We start from the raw sequence: 24047 nt of genomic DNA, 5'->3' as shown, positions 1-24047 counted from the left end.
GGCTGTTGTTGTCATGTCGTAAGCGAAGGCTCCAGCGCTTCCTTCCAATGTACTCCCGGCGGCATCAGCCTCGCAATATGCTCCCATACACCTTCGAACTCCGGACGCTCCTCACTGAAGATCGATATGATCCCGCGGTCCTCCCGCGAACGGATCAATCGACCCATCCCTTGCTTCAGACGCAGCAGCATATACGGCATATCGACTTCTTCGAAGGGGGATGCCGAAGCCTGCCGTTTGGCCATAAAGACCGGATCCTGCGGCGGGAACGGCAGCGACCAAATAATGACGTTGGAGAGCGATGGCCCCGGCACGTCCAGGCCTTCCCATAAGCTGACCGCACACAGAATGCTTGGTTCGTCATTCTGAAATGCCGCTATCAGATGGCTAATCTCCCGCTCCCCCTCAAACCCGAAGCGCATATCGGCACATTCCGGGTAGTTGACAATCTCATTCTTGAACCTCAGGAGCTCATCCTTCGCGGGGAACAGGATCAAGGCTCTCCCTTCCGTATGCTTCAATAGCCGTACGGCGGTTTTCATTTTCTCCGAGAACGTTCCTTTATGGGACCATTTGGGCACGATGACCTCCATTTGATGCTCATAATCGTAGGAGGACTCAACCGAGAACGATAAATACTTATCGATGCCCAAGCTCTCCGCAACGTAATCGAAGGAGCCCTCGACGGATAAAGTAGCCGATGAGAATATGACCGGCATCTGCGTGCTGAATACTCTCTCGCGAAGTACTTCCTTCACCATTCTCGGCATGATGACGAGCGACAGCCCGTTGATGCTTTCGGTTACCCAGCAAATCACATTGTCGGATTGATGGAACAGCGCAAGCGCCTTCTGCATCATCTCCAGATGCTCTTCGACAATCCGCAGCTGGTACTCGTTCAAAGTAAACAACTCACTCTCGAATACGAGCTCCTCCTCAATCTGAGTCAGCACATGTTGAAATGCTTGAATGGCCTGCAGCAGCCGATCATTTAGTATGACCTGCTTCCGGTCCGATCCGGCAATCGTCCTGCTCTGGGATTCGAGCACCTCAAACATCGCTTCACTCAGCATAATGGCTTCGTCTATGCGTACAGCCAGCGATTCTCGAACCTCTCCCTTGAGCAGTCGGGTGATAAGCTCCTCAAACACTACATGCTTCAGCTTATAGGTCAGTGCCTTCTGGGCAGCCGATTCCAATAAGTGCCCTTCATCGAAAACGACAGCACAGTGCTCAGGAAGCAAAGGCAGCTGCCCTTCCCGCTTTCTTCCCTCACTGGACCACACATGCTCCATATAAAAATCATGAGAGCATATGATCAAATCCGCTGCTCTCCGGTAATGATCCCGGGAAAGCGTCTGTCCGCAGCGATGCCTTCGATCGCATACGAAGCAGTCTTGGAAGGCATCCCAATTGATGTTCTCCCATTGATTATCATTGAGAGAAGGGTACTGCCTACGGTCACCATAGGCATGAAATGCCTGCATCGTATCTCTGGCATGGACAAATTCGGGCAGCTGCTCATACACATCCGAGTAGGTGTCTACGTCAACGTGTCCCAGTCTGGCTTCATCCAGCTTAACCAGACACACATATTGGTCCGGCGATTTGCCTAATCTCGCGTCGATAGCCATGTTCAAGTGGCGAGACAGCTTGGCGATGTCACCTTCCGGCTTTACCAGCTGCTCAATGAGCGATTCGTCCGCACAGGCTATGACAGCCGGTTTTCTCGTATATCTTGCGTAGCAGATCGCGTACAGCAAATAAACCAGCGTCTTGCCCGTGCCAACGCCCGCTTCGGCAAATATGGTCTGCTTTTCCGCAAAGGCCCGCTCGAGCTGGAACGCCATGTAAATCTGCTCATCGCGGACCTCAAACCCCGATTCCGGTAAAATATCGTAAAATACGTCCGCGACCCAATTCCCAACCTGTTGAAGAAAGGGCCGGGAATGATCATATTGAAAAGGATACCGCTCCAAAGTTCGTTTGCCCCCATGCTGTTCAAAATGTTGAAATCCCTCTATTGAAAAAAGGATACTGGAATCCATCCGGTATCCTTCCCCAATTATACCAATTGTACCGTAAATTCTCCCCAGGTTTCTTCTCCCCACAGGAGCTCCATCCGGTCGCCCGAGGACACAGCCGCCACACCCGCCGGTGTTCCGGTGTAAATAATATCCCCGCGACCCAGACCATAATGCTTCGCTATGTAATCGACAATGACTTGAAGGTTGAAGATCATGTCATTGATGTTGCCGCGCTGAGCCTCCGCTCCATTGCGCCGCAGAGAAAATTCCGTTTGCTTCACCTTATCCGATCCCGGGAAGGCACGAAATGCTGTAACCGCAGCCGAGTTCCGGAATCCTTTGGCCGGCAGCCAAGGCTGGCGCTTCTTCTTGATAACCGACTGCACGTCCCTCAGCGTAAAATCAATGCCCAGAGCCATCGTATCCACCAGCTGATCCACGGTCATTCCCGGTTGATAATCAGTCCCTATGTGAAGCACCAGCTCCGTCTCAAAATGAAGCTCCCCCCGATCTCCCGGAAGCGCAATCGGCTGGCCCTGGATGACAGCAAGCGCATGGGTCGGCTTCGTAAAAATCATTGGCTCATCCGGTACTTCATTGCCGAGCTCAGCCGCATGAAGGCCGTAATTGCGGCCGACGCAGTAGATATTGCGAATGGATTCCATAGAGGTCATTCCTTTTCTCATAATAGTTACTTTCCAATAGCATAATCGAATGGAGAAGAAATCTCAATGGCTGGCCTGGCTGCCTCTTCACAGCCTTTAAGAGCCGCCAGCTGCGCATGGTCAATGCCCGAACAATGGCAGGACATGCACGCCATGATTGTTTCAACTAGCGAAATCGAGTTTCAAAATATAATTATATTCTAAACCATTCCATGCTATATATCTAGTGGTTTTGAAAGTATTTATTATCCTGATTAGCCATAGTCTTTACGAAAAGCAATAAAAAAGTGAAGGCATCCGACTAGATGTCCTTCACTCTCCTAAGCGATGATTATGGGTCCTTGTTATCCGAATCCGGAGTCGGTGTTGGTTTCGGCTTGGCCGACGTTTTCGGTTTCGGTGTCGCCGTAGGTGTCGGTGTCGGCTTTGGCGATGTGCTTCCCTTAGGTTTGACCGTCTGCTGCGGTTCTCCCGGTTTGGAAGTAGCAGAACCCGTATTATTTCCGGAGGACTTCGTCGATCCGTTATCGGAGGTGATTCCCGATTTCTGCGAAGGGGCTCCCTGGTCCTTCTTCGTGTCCGTTGCTGCCGGCTTTTTCGTTGGAGTCGCCGACTTAGGTGTAGGCGTAGGAGTAGGCGTTGGCTGCGGCGGAGGAGGTCCTTCTGTTATATTCCCTTCCTTATCCACCTTGGCGTTAATGGACAGGCTGCTAAGCTTGTCAAACAGCTTGGCTCCGTCCTCATCCGTCATTCGAACCGGCTGGGCCCATTTCGTCAGGATCGGGACCATTTGCAGCTCGCAGGTCCTTTCCTTTGTACATTCCGCATGAAGAACCATGCTTTCCCATGTGGCCGGCTCCTCATTCGTCGTGAATATAAAATTACCCAGGCTGTACGCAATCCATTTGCCTTTGTATACCTCGAAGCCCTGTACGACATGCGGATGGCTCGCAATGACCAGATCAGCGCCCTGATCGATATATTTATGTGCCAGATCCGTCTGGTCCTTAACCGGACGATCTTTGCGTTCCACGCCCCAGTGAGCGATGACGACAACCAAATCCGCTTCCGCTCTCGCTTTGGCGATCGCCTCCAGGGGGAGCTTCGTGCTGTAGGATTCCGCTACACCAGGCTTGTTCTTGCCCGCGTACCAGTCCGTATTTTCCGCTACCCGGCTGAATCCGAGAAATGCGATCTTGATTCCATTGCGTTCCATAATAACCGATTGATAGGCTTCATCACTATTCCGCCCCGTTCCGACGCGCTTCATGCCTATCTTATCCAGCTCGTCCAGCGTATCGAGAAGGCCCTCCGGACCATAATCCAGAATATGGTTATTGGCGGTGTTCACCAAATCGATACCCGCTGCCTGCAGCGCAGGAAGTGCTTGCGGAGACGATCTGTATACATAATCCTTGGATTGGGCGCTTCCGCGCATCGTAATGGGAGTCTCCAGATTCGCTACTGTAATGTCGGCCTTCGATAAGTAGTCCTTTACATAACGGTATGGATAGTCCCAACCGTTCTTCTTCAGGATGTCCTCCACCTTGCTCCCGAACATGACATCCCCTACAAAGCTTAGCTTGACGGTCTGTTTGCCGCTATCCGCTGCATCTGCGGCAGGAGCGGGATCTTTGGCATTTCCGTTAAGCGCGGAATCGGTATTCCCTGTGCTGCCGTTGACGAGATTATTCCCCGGCGCGGCGCCGCTCGATCCCTTGGGAGATACTTCAACCGGAGGTGCGGATAATTCCGGATTATCCTTCTTGTTCAACCAGTTCATAAGATAACTGAATGAGGCAATGGTCAATACGGTCAGAACGCCGAGAGTGATCCAGGTCTTGCGAATATTTTTCTTTTCCTCCAGCTGTTTTTGGGTGCGTGATTCCACCAATTCCTTTTGCTCTTCGGATGGTGCTTCTATCAGTTCCTGCTGGATTTCGGATCGTGTTTCTTCTATGATGATCTACCCCTTTTTAAAAATGCTGCATGAAAGACAGCCGTCCGCTCAATGACGTCGTACGGGAAAAAGAAGACCTTCTGCCATTATACCAAATCTTCCCGAGCGGGTCATGGAACCAATCACCTATAAAGTCCTGTATAACTCGTTGGAGAATAAGCCATGGTACTAGTCGAAGGGGCAAAATGTGAATATTTCCCAAGCATATGGTACAATGAGATTAGACGGGTTAGGCGATTCTCAGGTCGCGACTCAATACGCATATGGATAGACATCAGGAAAAGAGGAGAACCGTTTTGGCAAGATGGCAAATTAATTTAATCGTCCTATGGATCGGACAATTTCTAGTGATGAGCGGCATGACGATGATTACTCCGTTTTTGCCGCTGTATATTCAGGAAATGGGCATGTCGGATCCCCATCAAATCGCGATGTGGTCAGGCTTCATCTTCGCGGGTAATTTCGTCACCTCATTTTTATTCCAGCCCATCTGGGGAGGACTCTCCGACCGTTACGGGCGCAAGGTCATGCTGCTTCGTTCCGGCTTCGGCATGGCTATTGTCATGACACTGATGGGCTTCGCAACAAGCCCCTGGCAACTGCTCGGACTCCGCATTATCAACGGCGTCATCTCCGGATTCATGCCGGCGGCCGTCGCTTTAATGTCCACCAATACGCCCAAGGACAAAATGGGGTTTGCAATGGGAACACTGCAGTCCGGCGGTGTCGCTGGCTCGATCCTTGGTCCGTTCATCGGGGGCTTGATGGCCGAATGGGTCGGCTTCCGACCGATCTTCTACATTACCGGACCGCTGCTATTCTTCGCTTCGCTGCTCGCCATGTTCCTTGTGAAGGAGAACTTCGATGCCGCCGCAGCCAAGAAAAAAGCGAATATTTCCACCATCGAGGGCTTCAAGGAAATTAAAAAAACGAAAGAGCTGCCCGCTCTTTATGCGGTTACTTTCGTCATTCAATTTTCCATGCTGAGCTCCATGACGCTGATCCCCTTGTTCGTTCAGGATTTACACGGCAAAGGCGAAATGCTGGCCTTTTATTCAGGGCTCGTCAGTTCGGTCACCGGCTTCTCCAACATGATCGCCTCACCGCTTCTGGGACGGTTAAGCGACAGAATCGGGTCGGTCAAAATCCTGGCCGTCTGTTTGATCGGCGCCGCTATCTCCTTCATCCCGCAAGCCTTTGTCACGAATATTTGGCAATTGTTTGCCGCACGTTTCATGCTCGGGGTCTTTATGGGCGGAATGCTGCCATCCGTGCAAACATTAATTAGCAGCTTTGCTCCCAAGGGAATGGAAAGCCGCGCTTACAGCTTTAATACCAGCGCCCTGAGTCTCGGCAATATGCTGGGCCCGGTTATAGGCGGTGTATTGTCCGGCTGGCTTCATATTCAAGGGCTGTTTCTTATGGCCGCCGTGCTGCTGTTCGCCAATGCATTATGGGTACGCAAAGCGCTCTTCAAGTCTCAACCCCGTACTGGGGATTCATCTTCATAACGGGGATCATTTTACGAAGTTTCGGGGGTGCTTACATGAAAGTGAGTGTAAAAAAGGTTTTGTTCGTCATCGTATGTGCAGAGCTGATGATATGGTATTGGTCACAGTGGGATGTCCATGACCACAACAAGCAGGTTGTCTACCATCAAAACAATCATGAGAAGCAAGCACCTCAGAAACCGGAAGATAACGAAACCGTACTTCAGAAGGCTTCGTAAATCGGCAAGCTCCTCTTAGGAACGGATCCTGCGGAACAACGCGGGCCAGGTATTACATAATAAATCCGCAGAGAAGGAGTGGGCCTTGAAGCCGATTCCGTTCTTTTCGGGGAAATCTTAAAAAAGCCGCTGACACCGCGCCCGATCAGGGAGCACGCATGCAGCGGCTTTGTTGTATGCGGCTTTAGCGGACTCTGGCAATAGCCAATCCGTCGTAGGCCGGCAAGATAACACCTTCCAAACGCGGATCGCGCGTGATGCCCTCATTGAACTCCCGCATCTTGATTACCCGGTTCCCGTTCTCCTCCGGGTTCATGGAATCCCCGTGCAGAAGCGTGTTATCCCCGACGATAACGGCACCCGGGTTAGCCAGCTTGATCGCCCATTCCAAATAATTCGGATAATTGCCTTTGTCCGCATCGATGAAGAACAGGTCGAACCTGTGACCTTCCGCTTCCAGCTGGGCCAGATTGTCCAAAGCCTCCCCTACCCGATACTCAACCTTATCGCCAAGCCCCACTTCCGTAAGATTGCGATGGGCCAGGTCGGCATATTCCCGCTTCAGCTCCAGCGAGTACAGCTTCCCCTGCTCCCCTAATCCGCGGGCCAGACAGATGCCGCTGTAGCCGCCGAGCGCCCCAATCTCCAGTATATTGCGTGCTCCGTTCATTTTGACAAGAAGCGTCAGCAGCTTGCCGTAGCCTTTGGCTACCGAAATGTCCCTCATGCCGCTTTCGGCAATGCTCTTCGTTACCTTTTCCAATTGCTCATCCTGTTCCAAAAGAGATTCTACGTATTGCTCCGCCGTCAGCTGCTCCATGCAATTTTTCCTCCCGAATCATTTGTATAAACGCCATGTTTATCCTATACTAGACTATTGTATGGCTTTTCCAAAAAGACTTCAACCGAAGATGAAGCGGTAATTTGGGATTGATCACAGACTACGGAGTGAATAATTGATATGTCAGAAATTCATTTGATTGCTACGGCTCCTATGGGCTTGGAGGCTATTGTAGCAAGGGAGGTTCGCGACCTCGGGTACGATCAGGTCACGGTCGAGAACGGACGGGTGACCTTCGTCGGGGATGAGCTTGCCATTGCCCGGGCCAATCTGTGGCTGCGCACCGCGGACCGCATCCTGGTCAAGATGGGACAGTTCAAGGCAGTCACCTTCGACGAGCTGTTCGAAGGAACCAAAGCGCTGCCTTGGCCGGATTGGATACCGGAGCATGCGGAATTTCCCGTGGAAGGCCGTTCCCATAAATCCCAGCTGTCGAGCGTTCCGGCCTGTCAGGGGATTGTTAAAAAGGCGATCGTCGAGAGCATGAAGCAGCGCTACCAAACGGAATGGTTCCGCGAAACCGGAGCGCGGTACGTCATTGAGGTGGCGCTGTTGAACGACGTGGCGACGCTGACCCTCGACACTACGGGCGTCGGCCTGCATAAGCGGGGCTATCGCAAGCTCGTGACGGAAGCACCGCTCAAGGAAACGATGGCTGCAGCGATGATCCTGCTAAGCCGCTGGCAGGCGGAGCGCCCGCTGTACGACCCGTTCTGCGGGTCGGGCACCATTCCGATCGAGGCTGCGATGATCGGGTGGAACTTGGCGCCGGGCCTCAGGCGCACCTTCGCCGCCGAGGCGTGGCCTGTCGTGCCGGAGGCCCTGTGGGCCGAGGCACGGGAGGAAGCCTTCGATCTCGTGCGGGACGATGTGCCGCTCGAGATCACGGGCTCGGACATCGACAGCAAGGCGATCGATGTGGCGTTGGCCGCCGCCAAGGCGGCCGGGCTGGCGAAGGAGCTGAGCCTGCAGGTGGTGCCTGTAGCCAAGGCGCATCCCCGCGGCGATTATGGCTGCATTATCACGAATCCGCCGTACGGCGAACGGCTTGGCGACAGCAGCGAGGTCGAGAAGGTGCTTCGCCAGCTTGGCGGGGTAACCGCCCATCTGCCTAGCTGGTCCACCTTCATACTGAGCCCAAGCAAGCAGCTGGAACGGTACATGGGCCGGCCGGCCGATAAGAAGCGCAAGCTGTTCAACGGACGGATCGAATGCAACCTTTATCAATACTTTGCTCCCGGCGGACTCTATGGCTGGCGCAAAGAGGAAAAGAAGGAGCCCGATACGTCGAAGTAAGTTCCGGTTCACCGTATGGAGCTCTGCCATGCAAAGCAGCAAGCCCTATCTTCCTCCCTAGAACAGGGCGGCAGATGGGGCTTTTTTTGCAGAAGATCATTCTGTTCCTACGGTTCTACATCCGTGCAGGTATGGCTGGTTGACCGGCTTCCTATATCTCTACTTCTTCCTCTCGCCATATAAAATGCTCCCGCCGAGGGCCGTTCGATATCGAGCGTATCGGAACGCCGATCTGCTTCTCCAGAAAGCGGACGTACTGCTTGGCTTCTTCCGGCAGCTCATCGAATGTCTTGATTCCCGTGATGTCACATTTCCAGCCGGGGAGCCATTCGTAGACAGGCACGGCCTGCTCCAGTCTCCCTGTCGTCGGAAACTCCTTCGTCCGTTCCCCGTTGATCTCATAAGCGGTGCAGACCGGGATGCGGTCCAGATAGCTCAATACGTCGAGCAGTGAAAGAGCGACCTCCGTAGCGCCCTGCACCATGCAGCCATAACGGGTGGCAACGGCGTCGAACCAACCTACACGGCGGGGTCTGCCTGTCTTGGAGCCGAATTCGCCCCCATCACCGCCGCGTTGGCGAAGCTCGTCCCCTTCCTCACCCTGCAGCTCGGTAACGAAGGGCCCTGCTCCCACGCAGCTGGAATACGCCTTGGCGACAGCAATAATGCGCCGGATAGCATAAGGGGGAATCCCCGCTCCTACCGGAGCGAAGCCTGCCAAAGTCGATGAGGAAGTGGAATAGGGGTATATCCCGTGATCCGGGTCGCGCAGAGCACCGAGCTGTCCCTCTATCAACACCGATTTACCTTCATGCAGCATTCGATTCAGCAGCGAAGTCGTATCGCACACAAACGGCTTAATGGCTTCGCCTTCCTGCAGCAGCTGCTCCATGAGTGATTCCACTGCAAGCGCATCTTTGTGATACAAATGCTCAAGTATAATGTTCTTCGATTCCAGCGCTTGCTCCAACCGGTTCAGCAGGCGCTGCCGATCGTATAAATCAGCGACCTGAATGCCGATTTTCAAATATTTATCCGCATAAAAAGGCGCTATCCCGGATTTCGTAGAACCGAATTGTCTGCTTCCGAGCCGTTCCTCCTCCAGCGCGTCGAACAGCAAATGATAGGGCAGAATGACCTGGCACCGATCCGAAATCCGAAGCTGAGGCTTCGGAACTTGGCTTGCCAGAAGCTTCTCATACTCCTGAACGAATCCACTTATATTGAGCGCCGCACCGGGCCCTATGACATTGATAACCCGTTCGTGGAAAACGCCGGAAGGAAGCATATGCAGCACAAACTTGCCGAATTCATTGATAATCGTATGCCCCGCGTTGTTACCTCCCTGAAATCGAACCACCACATCCGCATCGGATGCCAGTAAATCCGTTACCTTCCCTTTCCCTTCATCTCCCCAGTTCGCTCCTACGACTGCCGTTACCGTTCCTTTCAAAGAGTATCCTCTCCTTTTGATTTTGTTAGCCTCACATTGTCATTATATTGATTATTGTGATATAAAAATAATGAATAATATGAATATCTACTATAAATGGAGATAATGGATGGAGACGAATCTGGAAGGATTAAAAGTATTTTTGGCCGTGGCCAAAGCCGGGAGCTTCTCGAAGGCATCCGAAGCATTGTTTATTACCCAGCCTGCGGTCAGCCATTCGATCAAGCAGCTGGAGGAGCAGCTGGGAGGTCCTCTGTTCTTCCGAACCTCCAGGGGCGTTAAGCTGACCGCAGAGGGCGAGATGCTGCTTCGTTATGTGGATCAAGCGTTCCAGCTCCTGGCTGAAGGAGAGCGCAAGCTGACGGAAATGCATCAGATGCTTGGCGGCGTCGTGCATATCGGAGCTAATGATACCATTTGCAAGCACGTGCTGATGCCTTACCTGGAATCGTTCCACAATAGCTATCCGCAAGTGAAGATGCATGTAACGAACCGTACGACGCAGGAAACCGTCAAGCTGTTAAAGGAAGGGAAGATCGATTTCGGGGTCGTGAACCTACCCATTCAGGATCATCAGCTAACCATTCGAAGCTGGAAGCCGCTGCATGATATCTTCGTTGCCGGAGCAAGCTATGCCGAGCTGATGAATAGGCCGGTGACAGCCGCCGAGCTTGCCCTGCAGCCGCTCATTATGCTCGAGCGGGATAGCAGCATTCGTCAATATGTGGAACGTTTTTTCAATGGTCAGCAAGTTAGAATCACTCCGGAATTCGAGCTGGGAAGCATGGATCTGCTGATCCAGTTCGCCAAGGCAGGATTAGGCATTTCCTGCGTCACCAAGCAGTTCGTCAGCGATGAGCTGGCTTCGGGCGAGCTGTTCCCGGTGCTGCTGGAGCCCGAAATTCCTCCCCGTCATATCGGTATCGTGACCTTGAAGGATGTCCCGTTATCGATTGCGGCTACAACGATGCTTGATCTTTGTCTGAAGGACGGACCTGCCGCTCAATAGCCGGATGGAAGCAGCTTCTTATGAACAATTCTAAACTCCGACAAACATCTTTTTCAGTATGGCTATGTTGGTATTTGATATTTCCGAGCATTCGTTCTATCATTTGTGTAATACTATGGACGAAGAGGATTCCTTTTGGTTGAGAGGGGATAGTGAAGTATGTCAGAGGACAACATTGGATACGATCAAGTGAACATTATTTGTGCAGAAGATTGTGGAAATGCACCAAAAAAAGAATTACTTAGAGCGTTTAATGCTGCCTTTGTACGTAACGATATTGGCTTCATCACGGATACCATCATAGAAGATATCCAATGGAATTTTATCGGCAGCAATGTATTACAGGGCAAGGATCAAGTGTTCAGAATGCTTGGAAAATTGATGGACAAGAAGCCAACGGAGCTAGTTATTAGCAATATCATAACGCACGGATATTCCGGTTCTTTACATGGCACCCTGCATCTCCAAAGCAATATTAGCTACGCTTTCTGTAATATTTATCGTTTCAATAGCAGTTTGAACAAAACAAAAATTAAAGAAATTACTACTTTTATTATTGACATTTCAAAGTAGTAATAGCTAAATCAGCCGCCTTTCTATTAGGCGGTTTCCTATTTAATCGAAAAACAACAGTTTAATTTCAATAGCCATATGAAAAAAGAATGCACCGCTGCTTTCAGCAATGCATTCCTTTTGGCGGCTAAGCCAGCCTTCTTGCTTCGAGTCTGCAGCTTAAATAATCGTACAGGCTCAAAAACAAATCGTTCACGAAATCGCACCGAAACGAGAATTTCACTTCCCCGCGCCAGTAAAAGGTCAGCAGATGGCTGTTTTTACCCATAACCATCTCTACGTCCCAACAGGGATGCTGCAGCTCGAACACTTCCTGGTTAATAAACATCTTGGGTCCTTCATTAGACAAATATACGCCGATCAAATTGCTTCCGAGCTTTGTAAAAAAGCCTTGCTTGGTCATAAACTCCCGTTCTTCACCCGACATGGCGAGACCCTCCTGACTGTAACTTTTGCGTACCCAAACACGACGAAAAGACCCCTCTGAGCCTAGGCAGGAGTCCGCTATCTATGCGTAACACCGTTCCTTCGGCAGCTGGCTGGCAAGAACCTCTGCAAGGATTCGTAGCCCCTGTAGCTTTGCGTCACAAGCTTTCACCTGCTTTGCCTTTTCGAGATCGAAATCTGTCAATTCGCGCAACAAAATACGACATTCCTAGCATATAAGATAGGCCCTAAGGAATACATATTCTTTAATACCTAATTTCGCGAATTTTCCACGGACTTTAGACCTAATTTATAAAATTGTTCTCCCCTGCGGTAGAATAAGGTTCCGAACAAGGTAATCACAGCCATTGTGACAAATAGTCCCGATCCGCCCCAATGCGTAAGAAGGACACCCCCCACCATCGGACCTATGAAATGTCCCAAATTATTGAACGATTGCGCACCGAAATAAGTGCCCCTCATGCCTTCCGGTGCCAGCCGGTCTACCAGTACGTTTGCCTGCGGATAATTCAGAATTTCTCCCAGCGTGAAGAAGAACATGGATAGCATAAAGCTGATCCAGCCCGCCGACAGAGCGAATCCGATATCCCCTACGGCAAACATCACGTTCCCGATTGCAATAGCTGTCATCGGCCCCCACCGTTCGAACAGTCTTGACAACGGAACTTGAAGCAGCACGACGACAACGGCATTCAGGCTCATAAGCAGCGCGAATAATGAGGCGCCGCCGGCAATATTTTGTTCAATATATTGCGATAAGGTCACGGTCATCTGGGAGTATCCGATCGCTCCCATGATAGCGCCGCCGATATAAAAGCGGAACACCCTGTCTTTTCGTACGATATTCCATGCGGATAATATCGTTACACTGCTGCGTTTCTCCCCCTCGATCCGTTTGATGCCGAACCTGCGCAGCAGCACTCCCAGACCTGCCGCATACAGAAGATAAAATAACCCCGTAATCATAAATGGCAGCCAAACTTCCATCGTACCGAAGAAAGCGCCGAGCAGCGGCCCCACCGATACGCCTACATTAATGGCAATATACCGTAAGGAAAATACCTTGAGCCGTTTCTCCTTGACCGTCACGTCCGCCATTAACGCCTGGGATACCGGTTCGTATAAGGAACGGCAAAGTCCGTTCAGCATATTGAGCAGCATGAATGCAACCGGAGACTTCACCAAGGCAAAACCAAAAAATACGAGCACCCATCCGTACAGTGCCGCCAGCATGATGGTTTTCCGTCCCAGCCTGTCCGACAGCGCTCCGCCGACGAATCCTCCTACCGTGGAGGCTAACGGCCCTAATCCGATAATCATTCCTATGAGAACGGGACTGAGCTGCGTATCCTTGGATAAGTAGATAGCCAAAAACGGCATACTCATAGAGGAGGCTGTGCGGGCTAATATGGTTCCGAAAAGAAGAACGTGGACAATGGGATGATATTCACGAAAAAATGATGCTAATCGCTGCATGCAGTGTTCTCCTTTGCGGCCAACTCTAGTTTTTTACCATTGGTAAATAAAAGATTTACTCATTATACTTCAAAACCTCCATCCTGTCTTTAGTCAAAAAAAAGAGAGCCTCCCTCATGGGAAAGCCCTCTGGAAACATGTTATTTTAAATCTTCACTTACCTTGATCACGTACATTTGAGACGGGTTCTGGTTCAGCTTCAATTTGCCCTGATCATCGTAGCCGTCCACGCCAAAGTCGTTGTCGTTTACAACCGCAATCGTATTTTTATCAATGACCGTCAAGCCTTCCAATTTTTCATGGGGATAGCCTAGCTTGGCGACATCGACAACCAGTTCCTTCGTAACAGGAACGATTCCTTTCTCTTTCAACTGCGCTATCGTCAGCTTCTCCAGATCGTTGCTGGCCTCAGTGCCTAACAGATTCGTTGCTTTGGAAAAATCCGCTCTGTAGATCCGCTTGAGCTGCGCTTCCTCTCCCGCGTTTTTATCACGCTCGTCTACCAGAACTACGTCAGAGCTAAGCGCGGACAAGTCGCTGATGACGACATCCTTTTGTTTGACATTTTTGAAGGTGCTTGCGTTTTCAGCAACATAGACGTACTCGCCGATGATTTTCTTGGTGGACAGATCCATCTTTAAAATCCGCAGATGGCGGGATTCTTCGCCGGTCTTTTTATCGGGTACCGCCATCGGACTTTGAATGGAGGTGTACAAATACTTCCCGTCCGGAGAAATGGTTACGCCCTCAAAGCCGCGATTGGCAATGCGGTTATTGTATACTGCAGGCAGCGTATCATAGATTTCCATCTGAGCGCCGGCAGCCACAAGCTTGTCCTTTGAGCCTTGCGGCACATAGCGGCCGATGACCGTTCCATCTCTCTTCACTTGAAGGATAGACGGACGGTATTCATCGGACAGCCAGAAGGTATCGTCGCTCGGGCTGTAGGCGATGCCCTCCAGATCCAGACCATCCGGATCGTAGCCCAGCTTCTTCGTGCCGGAGCCGTCATATGGTACCTCGTCTCTTCCTTCCAGGTTCGGCATTCCGGTCAATTCCGAGGTCTTGGAATAGACATCCGTTTTGCCTTCCGGTAAATGCAGCTTGATCGTTTCCAGCACTTCGATGGTTCCGTTCGCCGCTTTTATTTTATATATGCGCGGAACGTACTTGTCGTCCGGGAACGTGCGCAGCTTGTCCTTGCCGAATTCGCCGTTCGGACCGCGATCAGCCAGCGTATAGAACACATCGGCCGGATCGTTCGGCATGTGAAGCAGTCCGGAGAAGCCGCCTTCCTTAATTCCTGCCGTAAGCTCGGACGGGTTTTTCCATTCATGGATGGCCTCTACTTTAGGCTGCTCCTTTAGCTGAATCGTCTGGGTCGCTTCATTCCACTCTACCTGCTTGCCGAGTGCTTCACTGAGCGCACGCAGCGGCACATAGGTACTGCCGTCGATGACGACTGCATCTTGATCCAGCTTAACCGGCTTGCCGTTGGATACGATATTGAACTTAACCGCTATCGCCTCCAATACATTTTGCGCCGCTCCGGCCGCCTGCGTCCCCATTAAAGCAAAAACGGCCAATGATGCGATCAACCATTTTCTTTTTCTTAACCACTTTTTCATAGAACCCCTCCGCACTCTTCATCGTAGACTCACGATTTCAAGTATAGAAGCGATTTGTTTATGGAATATGAAGGCCATTTGAAGATTTTGTAAAGACAACCTCATAGAGCAAGGACTTCACGTCGAAACCGCCCGGTACTTTGCAGAATTGAAAAAAGAACGCCTAGCTTCAGCTAAACGTTCCCTTAATGTACAACTATCCTTTTTTGACATATTTACTGGCTTTCTCGATGGCTTCGTCCTCTGTAGCCCCTGTAACGTAACGGCCATTGATATAAATGAATGCAAATCTGGAGCAAGGACCACAGTACGATTTGCACGCCACTTTAATGTCGGCGTCCGGAGCCAGTTTTTGCAGCTTGGGCAGCGCCGTCTTCATCTTCATATGTTTGCACTTATCGCAAACGCGAATATCATTCGCCATGGTGAACCCAATCCTTTCGTAACCGAAGACGGCTTAGTGGTCTCCGTGGTTACCCTTGCTAGGATTGGTAACAGCAAAGCCCTCTTCTGGCGTATAGAAATAATCGATGCGCACGCCATCCAACAACGGCTGGTCTTTTTCCAGAATGACATCGATGTTCTTGTCCGTGCTTACGACTACGTCCTTATCAGTAGGCGTATCCAGGCTCATGCCATAATGGGCATGATCGCCATGGCTGTGCGTAATGTAGACACGCAGCTTCAAATCCTTGTTTTCTTCTTTTTCCAGCTCAGCTAAAAGCATTTTGGCGGCATTGCGCGAAATTTTGCAATTCATCTGTATGACATCTCCTACTGATTGTTTTCTCCTTATTGTAAAGAAACCTGTCCGGGAAAGCAACCTGATCCTGCCGATTTATCGGGCAGTTTGTAGGAATCGGGAAATACTGGCTTCGTCAAGCTTGGAATAATGGATTGAATTGGGGAATCTACCTTTCGTCTCCTCTTCCAGATGATATTCTCTTATTGCGTCCGTATCCTTCAGTATATGCCCCGTCAATATGCAGACAGCTGTAGAGTCCTTATCTATTATACCTTGACCTGCCAGCTTGCGGAGTCCCGCAACCGAAGCCGCAGAAGCAGGCTCGCATCCAATACCGCTTCGGTCCACCTGCGCCTTGGCGTCCATAATTTCCTCATCCGTAACGGACACGGTGATTCCTTGAGTCGGCTTTAATGTGTACTGAAGGGCTTTCTTCCAGCTTGGCGGGTTTCCGATATTCAGCGCAGAAGCTCTTGTGGCAGGATTCGGCTCCGGCTTAAGCTCGCTTAAGCCTCCCTCCACCATCGCATGAAACGGACTTGCCCCGTCCGCTTGTACTATGGCAACGTTCGGCAGCTTATGGATGAATCCGAGCTCATACAGATCCTTGAGACCTTTACCCAAGGCCGTTGCGTTGCTTAAGGCACCCCCTGGCACCACGATCCAATCCGGCAGCTGCCAGCGGAGCTGATGGGCAATTTCATATAGGATGCTCTTCTGTCCCTCGATCCGGAAAGGATTGACCGAATTGCATACGTAGAAGCCGAGCGCCTCGCTGTACATTTCGCTAAACCGGATCCCGTCGTCGTAGGTTCCCGGGAATGAAATCAAATGAGCTCCGTAAGCGAGGGTTTGCAATACTTTGTTCATCGAGATGCCTCGGTCCGGCAAAAATACGTAAGAAGAACAGCCTGAAAGAGCCGCATACATGGCTAATGAAGAAGAGGTATTCCCCGTGGAGGTGCATGTAAACCTCGTGTAACCGACGGAACGTCCGTGGGAGACAGCTACCGCCATCCCATTATCCTTGAAGGAGCCGCTGGGATTCTCGCTCTGCGCTTTCAGCATCAGATTCCGTACTCCCGCATACGAGGCCAGGACGCCAGAGGAGTAAAGACCTGTGTTCCCCTCATATTTCGTCGTCATGAAGGCATCCGGCAGCAGCGGATGAATGAGCTCCTTATAGCGCCATACCCCGCTTGCATAAGGTGACAGGCGTTCCGACAACCGGTTATCGAACTCCCGCTTCAACCGTTCCGTATCGACAGACCGAAAATCCTGCACGATATCGAGCAGACCTCCGCACGAGCAAATGTAAGGGTTCCTGGCCTCGTCTATTGATAATTCCGCTTGGCAATCTATACATTGAAACCGCACCATAAGCACCTTCCTTCGGGTAGTTGAGTTTTCTATCGCTTACCCATTACAATAAAAGAAACTCATTCATAAAACTAATATATGATTTTTATAAAAATATAAATTATATTGATGCTTTAAAGGAGAAGCGATTAGGTTATGAACTTGCATGCGCTAAAGCTTTTTTACGAAACGGCCGTTCGCGGCGGGGTCACGAGGGCTGCAGAAGCTCTCCATATCAGCCAGCCGGCTGTAACGGCGCAAATTCGTAATCTGGAGCAGGAGCTCAGCCTGCAGCTGCTGGCCTCCCAAGGCCGGGGAGTCCAGCTGACGGAAGCCGGGGAACTGCTCTTCGGTTACGCAGCCAAGCTGTTTGCGCTGGAGAAGGAAATGGATGCCCGACTGAACGAATACCGCAGCGGAAAGCTCGGTATTTTATCCATTGCCGCTACGTACCTGCCTGCCAATTTTGTTCTTCCTTCCCTCATGGCCGCTTTCAAGCAGCAGAACGAGCACGTTGACCTTACATTAACAACGGCCAATTCCCAATCGGTATTCAGCAAGCTACTCCATTACGAAGCCGATCTTGCCGTCATCGGGGGCAGTAAAGAGGCCCCTGCCGGTATCGAACGCGAGGAGCTGATGGAGGATGAGCTCTGGTTCATCGTGCCTTCCGGTCATCGACTGGCCAACACCACCGTTGAACTCAAGGAAATCGTCCGCGAGCCGTTCATTCTGAGGGAGCAGGGCAGCTCTACCCGGGAGAAGCTGTTCGCGCTGTGCTCGCTGCATAATATCGAGCCCCCGAAGGTCGGCTTGCAGTTCAACGGCCTTGGGGAAACGATCCGTGCAGTTTCGTCCGGGTACGGCGCCATCCTGGTATCCGCTATGGAAGTCGGCGAGCATGTCCGTCATGGTACGGTTGCGAGAGTTCATGTGGAGGGCGTTCAGCTAACCAATCCGATCGCATTGTACAGCAGAGCGAATGAGGAGCTTTCACCGGCTGCTCAGCATTTTGGTTCCTTTGTGAAGCAAAGGATGCCCTTTGTTCCTTTGACCTAGCCATTGTGCAAGAACCAGGCTTCCTCAAAGGGATGGGGAGTGATAATGACGCGCCGGATTCGGCGGTACTGTCCCGCAGCGCCGTCACCTATGCCTGGGAATTCGCAAGCGTTGGAAAATGGCAAAGGAGGTTTTTCAACCCAGTAAAGTGGGTAAGTTAAAAAGGCATAGGATAATCGAGAGGAGCTAGCAAGAATGGATATCGCTAAAGCTGAACGCTATGCCAATATTCTGCCCATGGCCGAGCTGGATACGAAGGAGAAGAGACTGAACCCTTTTGCCGTATACAATCGTCTTCGGGAAAGCCATCCGGTCCGTTATGATGAAAGCCGCAGCTGCTGGGACGTGTTTCGTTATGAGGACGTGCATAGGATCTTGAAGGATCCCGCTACCTTCTCCTCTGTTCGCAAGCTGTCGGAGAGAGAAACCCTTCTGACGACGGATCCGCCGCGGCATACCCAGATGAGAGCTATCGTCAACAAAGCTTTTACGCCCAAAGTAGTCAACGATTTGGCTCCGCATATCGCTTCCATAACTAACGAATTGCTGGATAAGGTTATCCGCTCCGGCCAGATGGACACGGTTCATGATCTGGCAGTTCCGCTTCCCGTCATCGTTATTGCCGAGCTGCTCGGGGTTCCTCCCAAAGACCGGCATCTGTTCAAGGAATGGTCCGATGTTCTCGTTAAAGGACCGGAAGTGAATACGGATGAAGCCTTTCATCGCGTGATGACGGAAAAGGCGCAAGCCATGAAGGAGCTAAATGCTTATTTTGCTACGATTGTTGAGGATAGACGACGGCAGCCGCAGGAAGACCTGATCACGCTTCTGCTGGCTGCAGAAATCGAAGAAAAAAAGCTGGAGCAGGAGGAGCTTCTCGGTTTCTGTATCCTCTTATTGGCCGCCGGCAACGAAACCACAACGAACCTGATCACAAATGCCGTACGGCGATTGACAGAGGACCAAGAGCTGCAAAGACAGCTTCGGAATCAGCCGGAACAGACAGCCGGCTTCATCGAGGAAGTGCTGCGCTATTACCCGCCTATCCAGGCTATCGGCCGCGTAGTTACCCAAGATGTTGAAATCCACGGAACACCGATTCAAGCGGGCCAGCAAATTGTTTCATGGGTTGCGTCGGCCAATCGGGATGAATCGCATTTTCCGAATCCCGATCAGTTCATTGCAGACCGCAAGCCGAATGCCCATCTCTCCTTCGGCTTCGGCACCCATTTTTGCCTCGGCGCCCCCTTGGCCCGCCTGGAAGGGCGAATCGTCATCCAGCACTTGCTTGAACGGCTCGATGAGATTCAATTTATCGAAGGCACCGAGCTGGATACTATTCAAAGCCCGTTCGTCTATGGCGTAAAACAATTTCCGGTTCGCTTCAACGCTAAGTCATGAGGTGAACCGCTGCATAGTACCCAAAAGCCGCCCATCTCCTGAGAGAAGGACGGCTTTTTGAGTTGTCAGCCTGCTTAAGCTACTCACCCTGAAGTGGGTTGACGAAGGAGTGTAGAAGTATTCTTATCTGTAGCGGGACAGGAGCACAGCCATCTGGAAGCTACCTTGCAGCATTCTTATATCGGCCTAGCGGACGTCATCCCGAATATCCGTTCCAAGCTTCTTTGAAGGTCAACCCGCCTCCGGCTTTGCTTCCGGCTTAGCTGCATACCGCATCTCAGGCTTAGCTTCCGGTTTTGCTGCTACCTCAGGTTTTGCTTCCGGTTTGGCACTCACAGCAATTGGAACTGCAAGCGCTGCAATCACCATCGCTCCTAAGATCCATTTCAAGCCTTTTTTAACGTTCATCATCATGACCTCCATACATTGAATTTGACTTTCTTCATCCATCTTACAGCAAGGGCAGCTGGGATACATGAGACATAGCCGGGAAAAGCCCGGGAATATTCCGGGAATCAACCTGCACCTGTTCCCCCTTATGCTAAAATGAAAGCTTTGATTCAGACATTGCGAAAAAAAAGAAGCCTCTCATCCTCTACAAAGAGGATTGGGCTTCTGTACCTAACTATCCTGAACAGCTGATCTCAATCGGCCCGCATGTTTGCCGCTAATTGCGTCCTCGTGTTGATTCCCAGCTTAGAGCATATATTTTGACCTCATCTCATCCTATTCCTCGCGCGATTTTTGAACCAAACGTTTTGCAGCATTACGGTCCGTAACCTGAAGTTTATTTAAAATATTGGACACATAGTTCGCCACCGTTTTATTACTGATATGCAGCCGGTTAGCGATCTGGGCATTGGTATCCCCCTCGGCGATCCGCTCCAAAATTTCCAGCTCGCGTCTGGTCAGCTCTGCAAAGGCAGGATCATCCACAGCTACCGCTGAGGGCTGCGAGAAGTAGTGCATCATTCGGCTGGCAATATCCGAGCTGAACACCGCGCCGCCGCTGCCCACCATCCTGATGGATTGCAGCAGCTCTACTTCATCGGCATCCTTCAGTACGTACCCTTTCGCTCCCACACGCATAGCCGTAAAAACCGACTGATCATCCCTAAACATCGTCAGGATCAAAACCTCAACCGCCGGGTATCGTTCTTTGATCAGGCGAGTCGCCTCAATGCCGTTCAGACCCGGCATGCGGATATCCATCAGAATCAGATCGGGCTGCAGCTGGCCTGCCAGCTCCAGCGCCTCCTCACCTGACGATGCCTCTCCAATCACCTCCAGATCGTCTGTCGTACGAAGCAAGTTGCGCACGCCGCTGCGAAATAACGGGTGATCCTCTGCAATGACGATTCTCATATAGTGTTACCCCTTTTTTTATGAAATCGGCAGTATGGCAAGCACCCTGGTGCCGCCCTGCTCCAATCGTTCTATGGAACAATGTCCGCCCAGCTCCGCCGCTCGTTCCCGTATCGAGACGAGACCGATGCCTCCCTTACCTGGAATCAGCTGCGTATAAGATGGATGCAAGCCTGCACCGTTATCCGTTACGTCAACCAATAGCTGCTGTGCGTCGGACACGTTCAGCTTGACAGTACAGGCGGTAGCCCGACTGTGTTTAATGACATTGACCAATGACTCCGTAACGATACGGTAAGCCGCCACCTCTACGGCCGCCGGCAAATCGGGAAGCTCCGGAGGTTCTATTAAACGGATGATCAAAGCAGCGGCTCCCTGCTCATCGGCCAACAGCCGGGCCGGCTTGGTCAGCTCGCGGATTCGTTCTTGAAGGGCGCCAATCAAGCCAAGCTCATCTAGCGAAGGCGGACGTAAATCATGCACCAAGGTCCTAATTTCATCCACCGTCGAGCGAATCACCTGGCGTAAGTCGGCCAGCATCTCGATCGCGACGGCAGGCTGCTTTTCTACATACTTCTCCGCCGTTGCCGCATTCAAAGCAAGTGCAGCAAGACGCGGGGCCAAATCGTCGTGCAAATTTTTACGAATCTGCCTCCGCTCCTCTTCTCTCGCCAGCACCAGCTTCTCCCTGGATTCCTGCAAATCCTTCGCAAGCAGCTTCATCCCGAGCGTCATGTTTACATTTTCCACAATCGGTCCCGCCTGGCGAAGCAGTACGTCCAGAAACTTATTATCTTCAGAGGAAAACGCCTCACCGGGGGAACGGCTGGACAAGTACAACGTGCCGAGCTGCTCCCCTCGATGAATAATGGCAAAAGGCAGCACCTCGTGCACCGGGTTCCCGACCGAAGCAGCCAAGGTATCTTGACCGCCCACTCCTATCGCAATGCCGGCATAGGGCAAGCACAAAGATGCTTTTATCGTAGAGGCGACTGCTGTGAGCATTGCTTCCGGTGCTAGGGGCTGAATAAGCTGATTCCCGAGCTCGAGCAGAACCGCATAGGGATCATCGTGACGCCCTTTCATCATCCGGTTAATGAGGCGCTGCAGCTTCTCTTTCAGCGGCGCGAATACAACCGCTACAACCGCCGTCGCAATGAGCGAGATAAACAGGTTATCCTTCGTCTCGAAGAGGCGGCTCAAGTAATACACCGAAAATATATATATCGCGGCGACGCTGACGGACAATGCGGCATACACCAGGGTCCGGTTGACAAGCGGGTCAATATCCCATAGCCGGTGTCTTAACACAGCCATCGTCAAGGTTACGGGAATGGCCAACAAGATGAAATTAAGGATGGCATTAAGGTACACATACGTCAAGGCTGTACCGTCATTCAAGCTCGGCTGGAACAGCACGCTCATCACGACAAAGCCCGCAATGCCGATGGCTAGCCCATATACGACCCATTTGGTTTGCTGCCGCTGGGATGGTGATGATACTTTGCGAAAACGGTACACTTGAGAATAGATGAGTATAAGCGTCGAGGAAGCATACCATAGAAACTGCCAAAAAGGCGGAATACCAAGGGCGTTCCAAATGCTTCCGCCGTAAAACAAATTGCTTACGTCCACCGCGCTAATGAGGAGTATAACAACATACGTCCATCCGGGCACAAATTCTCCATTCGGAAATACAAGGAACAAAAGCGATAAACCGATCCATCCCACGGTAGCTACAAGTAAAAACCATCCGTGCAAAAAAACGGTATCCTGGGAAGCAACCGAGGTCAACGACGGAAACGAGGTGCCGAACGAAACCATGGCAAGTGAAGTGAGCACAGCCATTGGCTCGCGAAACCCTTTCCAATAGATAAGAAATGCCGCGGCATAAAAGACAAATGTAAAAATAACATCAATTAGCACAAAGATAAGTGCATACATCTCGAGCGACAGGCGCAGCTGTCCTTCGGCTTCGATAGGCATCGCCGGCACCCAGGTACCGCAGCCATTCTCGATACATGTAGAGGCAAGCCAATGATAATAGGTGGAGATCTGTGCTGTGTATAGTACCACTGTAATAAGACTGAACATTCCCGCTAACAGCTGGAGACTGAGAAGGGTTCCTTTCCTATGAAGCCAATTGACCGGGGTGCTGCCAGTCCCTGTGATTGAATGCTGCGTCTGCGGCATGGACTTCCCTCCGCTCCCATAGTTAAAATCTACCTCTATTATAGCGGCCCTCCTATACCTTGAATATGAAGATGTTTTAATTTCCCGAAAGACTTCCTGAATGTCCCGAAAAATCCCGATTTACCTTCCTATCATAATGTGATGCGCTCCTCTATTCCACATGATGCTTTTTTTCCTACAATCAATAATGTAAGAAAATGATGACGAATGAATTTTGGGGAGGATGCATCGGATATGTATGAGAAGCAAATGGTTCGATGGTTAGGCATGATATGTTTATTCGCTGGCATTACACGTATGGGAATGACGCCAAGCTCCTTGATCTGGGGGTCGGAAAGCATGCAGGGGCTCGCTTTCGGGCTTGTCGCCTGCATCCTGATGTCTATCGGTACAATGGTTACCTATATGGTTCAGGCAAAAGAGACGGGAATTACCGGATTTATTACGGTTCTTGCTATCACCGTAGGCAATATCCTGACAACGTGTATGCTATGGGCCTCCATGATTTTCGGCAATCCGGCAATAAACCCGGAAGGAATGTTGTTTAACCTTACAAGAACCATAGCACTTATCGGTTTCACAGGGGGGACAATTGTATTTACGGTGCTTACGTATCGTGCCCGTGTATTTCCACGCTGGATTTCGTTACTGCTGGTGCTTATGCTAATGTCCATTGCGCTCCCTATGGAGGACAACAAATATTTCGCCTTCTTCTGGGGGCTGGCGTACGTAGGGATGGGCTATGTCATTTGGGCTGGCAAAACAAATCAAAATAAACATGGATAAGCCGTCGAATGGAGGAATAAATCGCAAACCATCTT

At 51.1% G+C, this 24047-nt stretch carries 22 protein-coding genes and 1 riboswitch; of the genes, 8 read left to right on the top strand and 14 right to left on the bottom strand.

What is annotated here, in order from left to right; genetic code table 11:
- Nucleotides 1–11 precede the first annotated feature (11 nt).
- The 3 genes from B1728_RS02555 to B1728_RS02545 form a co-directional block, all read right to left on the bottom strand.
- Nucleotides 12–1979 (bottom strand): ATP-dependent DNA helicase, encoded by a 1968-nt coding sequence (locus B1728_RS02555; RefSeq protein ID WP_079908969.1) that lies wholly within the window; start codon nt 1977–1979, stop codon nt 12–14.
- 86 nt (nt 1980–2065) lie between these two features.
- On the bottom strand, nt 2066–2692 hold the full coding sequence (locus B1728_RS02550; RefSeq protein ID WP_179135884.1) for a fumarylacetoacetate hydrolase family protein: 627 nt from the start codon (nt 2690–2692) through the stop codon (nt 2066–2068).
- 331 nt (nt 2693–3023) lie between these two features.
- Entirely contained in the window at nt 3024–4583 is a 1560-nt protein-coding gene (locus B1728_RS02545; protein WP_256865223.1) for a CapA family protein, read from the bottom strand.
- A gap of 365 nt (nt 4584–4948) precedes the next feature.
- Between B1728_RS02545 and B1728_RS02540 the strand changes: the two genes are divergently transcribed.
- Nucleotides 4949–6163 (top strand): MFS transporter, encoded by a 1215-nt coding sequence (locus B1728_RS02540; protein ID WP_144027733.1) that lies wholly within the window; start codon nt 4949–4951, stop codon nt 6161–6163.
- Between the two features lie 35 nt (nt 6164–6198).
- Nucleotides 6199–6381 carry a hypothetical protein gene (locus B1728_RS02535; RefSeq protein WP_079908590.1) on the top strand — a complete coding sequence of 61 codons (183 nt, stop codon included), beginning with the start codon at nt 6199–6201 and terminating at the stop codon, nt 6379–6381.
- Between the two features lie 184 nt (nt 6382–6565).
- On the opposite strand, the gene B1728_RS02530 is transcribed toward B1728_RS02535, so the two are convergent.
- Nucleotides 6566–7201: an O-methyltransferase gene (locus B1728_RS02530; protein ID WP_079908589.1), complete on the bottom strand. Its 636-nt coding sequence runs from the start codon at nt 7199–7201 to the stop codon at nt 6566–6568.
- A gap of 141 nt (nt 7202–7342) precedes the next feature.
- Here B1728_RS02530 and B1728_RS02525 point away from each other — a divergent pair, with 141 nt between their 5' ends.
- Nucleotides 7343–8518 (top strand): THUMP domain-containing class I SAM-dependent RNA methyltransferase, encoded by a 1176-nt coding sequence (locus B1728_RS02525; protein WP_079908588.1) that lies wholly within the window; start codon nt 7343–7345, stop codon nt 8516–8518.
- A 151-nt stretch (nt 8519–8669) separates the two neighbouring features.
- Here the strand turns inward: B1728_RS02525 and B1728_RS02520 are convergent, their stop codons facing one another.
- Nucleotides 8670–9971, bottom strand: coding sequence for an adenylosuccinate synthase (locus B1728_RS02520; RefSeq protein ID WP_079908587.1), 1302 nt, complete (start codon nt 9969–9971; stop codon nt 8670–8672).
- 109 nt (nt 9972–10080) lie between these two features.
- Between B1728_RS02520 and B1728_RS02515 the strand changes: the two genes are divergently transcribed.
- Both B1728_RS02515 and B1728_RS02510 read left to right on the top strand, forming a co-directional pair.
- On the top strand, nt 10081–10980 hold the full coding sequence (locus B1728_RS02515; RefSeq protein ID WP_079908586.1) for a LysR family transcriptional regulator: 900 nt from the start codon (nt 10081–10083) through the stop codon (nt 10978–10980).
- Between the two features lie 159 nt (nt 10981–11139).
- Nucleotides 11140–11553, top strand: a complete 414-nt coding sequence (locus B1728_RS02510) for a nuclear transport factor 2 family protein (protein ID WP_079908585.1) — start codon at nt 11140–11142, stop codon at nt 11551–11553.
- Nucleotides 11554–11680: 127 nt separating this feature from the next.
- Here the strand turns inward: B1728_RS02510 and B1728_RS02505 are convergent, their stop codons facing one another.
- The 6 genes from B1728_RS02505 to thrC form a co-directional block, all read right to left on the bottom strand.
- Nucleotides 11681–11980 carry a hypothetical protein gene (locus tag B1728_RS02505; protein ID WP_079908584.1) on the bottom strand — a complete coding sequence of 100 codons (300 nt, stop codon included), beginning with the start codon at nt 11978–11980 and terminating at the stop codon, nt 11681–11683.
- 100 nt (nt 11981–12080) lie between these two features.
- Nucleotides 12081–12171, bottom strand: a riboswitch (cyclic di-GMP riboswitch).
- An 81-nt stretch (nt 12172–12252) separates the two neighbouring features.
- A complete protein-coding gene (locus B1728_RS02500; protein ID WP_079908583.1) occupies nt 12253–13476 on the bottom strand; it encodes an MDR family MFS transporter in 1224 nt (407 codons plus the stop codon).
- A 140-nt stretch (nt 13477–13616) separates the two neighbouring features.
- A complete protein-coding gene (locus tag B1728_RS02495; protein WP_079908582.1) occupies nt 13617–15104 on the bottom strand; it encodes an esterase-like activity of phytase family protein in 1488 nt (495 codons plus the stop codon).
- Nucleotides 15105–15300: 196 nt separating this feature from the next.
- The gene (locus tag B1728_RS02490; RefSeq protein ID WP_079908581.1) at nt 15301–15528 is read right to left on the bottom strand and encodes a YuzB family protein; all 228 of its coding nucleotides are present in this window, start codon (nt 15526–15528) and stop codon (nt 15301–15303) included.
- A gap of 33 nt (nt 15529–15561) precedes the next feature.
- Nucleotides 15562–15864, bottom strand: a complete 303-nt coding sequence (locus tag B1728_RS02485) for a heme biosynthesis protein HemY (RefSeq protein WP_079908580.1) — start codon at nt 15862–15864, stop codon at nt 15562–15564.
- Nucleotides 15865–15942: 78 nt separating this feature from the next.
- Entirely contained in the window at nt 15943–17226 is a 1284-nt protein-coding gene (gene thrC / locus B1728_RS02480) for a threonine synthase (RefSeq protein ID WP_079908966.1), read from the bottom strand.
- 138 nt (nt 17227–17364) lie between these two features.
- On the opposite strand from thrC, the gene B1728_RS02475 reads away from it, so the two are divergent.
- Entirely contained in the window at nt 17365–18267 is a 903-nt protein-coding gene (locus tag B1728_RS02475) for a LysR substrate-binding domain-containing protein (RefSeq protein ID WP_079908579.1), read from the top strand.
- Between the two features lie 195 nt (nt 18268–18462).
- Complete coding sequence (locus B1728_RS02470; protein ID WP_079908578.1) at nt 18463–19668, top strand: cytochrome P450; 1206 nt, start codon at nt 18463–18465, stop codon at nt 19666–19668.
- Between the two features lie 231 nt (nt 19669–19899).
- Here B1728_RS02470 and B1728_RS02465 read toward each other — a convergent pair whose 3' ends face one another.
- The 3 genes from B1728_RS02465 to B1728_RS02455 form a co-directional block, all read right to left on the bottom strand.
- Entirely contained in the window at nt 19900–20076 is a 177-nt protein-coding gene (locus B1728_RS02465; protein ID WP_256865200.1) for a hypothetical protein, read from the bottom strand.
- 318 nt (nt 20077–20394) lie between these two features.
- Nucleotides 20395–21033, bottom strand: coding sequence for a response regulator (locus B1728_RS02460; RefSeq protein ID WP_079908577.1), 639 nt, complete (start codon nt 21031–21033; stop codon nt 20395–20397).
- Nucleotides 21034–21051: 18 nt separating this feature from the next.
- Entirely contained in the window at nt 21052–23226 is a 2175-nt protein-coding gene (locus B1728_RS02455; RefSeq protein ID WP_079908576.1) for a sensor histidine kinase, read from the bottom strand.
- A gap of 234 nt (nt 23227–23460) precedes the next feature.
- On the opposite strand from B1728_RS02455, the gene B1728_RS02450 reads away from it, so the two are divergent.
- Nucleotides 23461–24012 (top strand): hypothetical protein, encoded by a 552-nt coding sequence (locus B1728_RS02450; protein ID WP_079908575.1) that lies wholly within the window; start codon nt 23461–23463, stop codon nt 24010–24012.
- Nucleotides 24013–24047: the final 35 nt, after the last annotated feature.

The organism is Paenibacillus sp. 32352, from assembly GCF_002042965.1.
Lineage (GTDB): Bacteria > Bacillota > Bacilli > Paenibacillales > NBRC-103111 > Paenibacillus_S > Paenibacillus_S vulneris.
Note: the sequence above shows the minus strand (reverse complement) of the source record. Positions and strands in the feature narration are given on the sequence as shown.

Coding starts and splice junctions, on each gene's coding strand:
- B1728_RS02495 (WP_079908582.1), bottom strand. CDS start 15,104: ATGAAAAAGTGGTTAAGAAAAAGAAAATGGTTGATCGCATCATTGGCC.
- B1728_RS02490 (WP_079908581.1), bottom strand. CDS start 15,528: ATGGCGAATGATATTCGCGTTTGCGATAAGTGCAAACATATGAAGATG.
- B1728_RS02535 (WP_079908590.1), top strand. CDS start 6,199: ATGAAAGTGAGTGTAAAAAAGGTTTTGTTCGTCATCGTATGTGCAGAG.
- B1728_RS02515 (WP_079908586.1), top strand. CDS start 10,081: ATGGAGACGAATCTGGAAGGATTAAAAGTATTTTTGGCCGTGGCCAAA.
- B1728_RS02455 (WP_079908576.1), bottom strand. CDS start 23,226: ATGCCGCAGACGCAGCATTCAATCACAGGGACTGGCAGCACCCCGGTC.
- B1728_RS02510 (WP_079908585.1), top strand. CDS start 11,140: ATGTCAGAGGACAACATTGGATACGATCAAGTGAACATTATTTGTGCA.
- B1728_RS02450 (WP_079908575.1), top strand. CDS start 23,461: ATGTATGAGAAGCAAATGGTTCGATGGTTAGGCATGATATGTTTATTC.
- B1728_RS02470 (WP_079908578.1), top strand. CDS start 18,463: ATGGATATCGCTAAAGCTGAACGCTATGCCAATATTCTGCCCATGGCC.
- B1728_RS02500 (WP_079908583.1), bottom strand. CDS start 13,476: ATGCAGCGATTAGCATCATTTTTTCGTGAATATCATCCCATTGTCCAC.
- B1728_RS02550 (WP_179135884.1), bottom strand. CDS start 2,692: ATGGAATCCATTCGCAATATCTACTGCGTCGGCCGCAATTACGGCCTT.
- B1728_RS02485 (WP_079908580.1), bottom strand. CDS start 15,864: ATGAATTGCAAAATTTCGCGCAATGCCGCCAAAATGCTTTTAGCTGAG.
- B1728_RS02530 (WP_079908589.1), bottom strand. CDS start 7,201: ATGGAGCAGCTGACGGCGGAGCAATACGTAGAATCTCTTTTGGAACAG.
- B1728_RS02525 (WP_079908588.1), top strand. CDS start 7,343: ATGTCAGAAATTCATTTGATTGCTACGGCTCCTATGGGCTTGGAGGCT.
- B1728_RS02465 (WP_256865200.1), bottom strand. CDS start 20,076: ATGAACGTTAAAAAAGGCTTGAAATGGATCTTAGGAGCGATGGTGATT.
- B1728_RS02460 (WP_079908577.1), bottom strand. CDS start 21,033: ATGAGAATCGTCATTGCAGAGGATCACCCGTTATTTCGCAGCGGCGTG.
- B1728_RS02475 (WP_079908579.1), top strand. CDS start 17,365: ATGAACTTGCATGCGCTAAAGCTTTTTTACGAAACGGCCGTTCGCGGC.
- B1728_RS02505 (WP_079908584.1), bottom strand. CDS start 11,980: ATGTCGGGTGAAGAACGGGAGTTTATGACCAAGCAAGGCTTTTTTACA.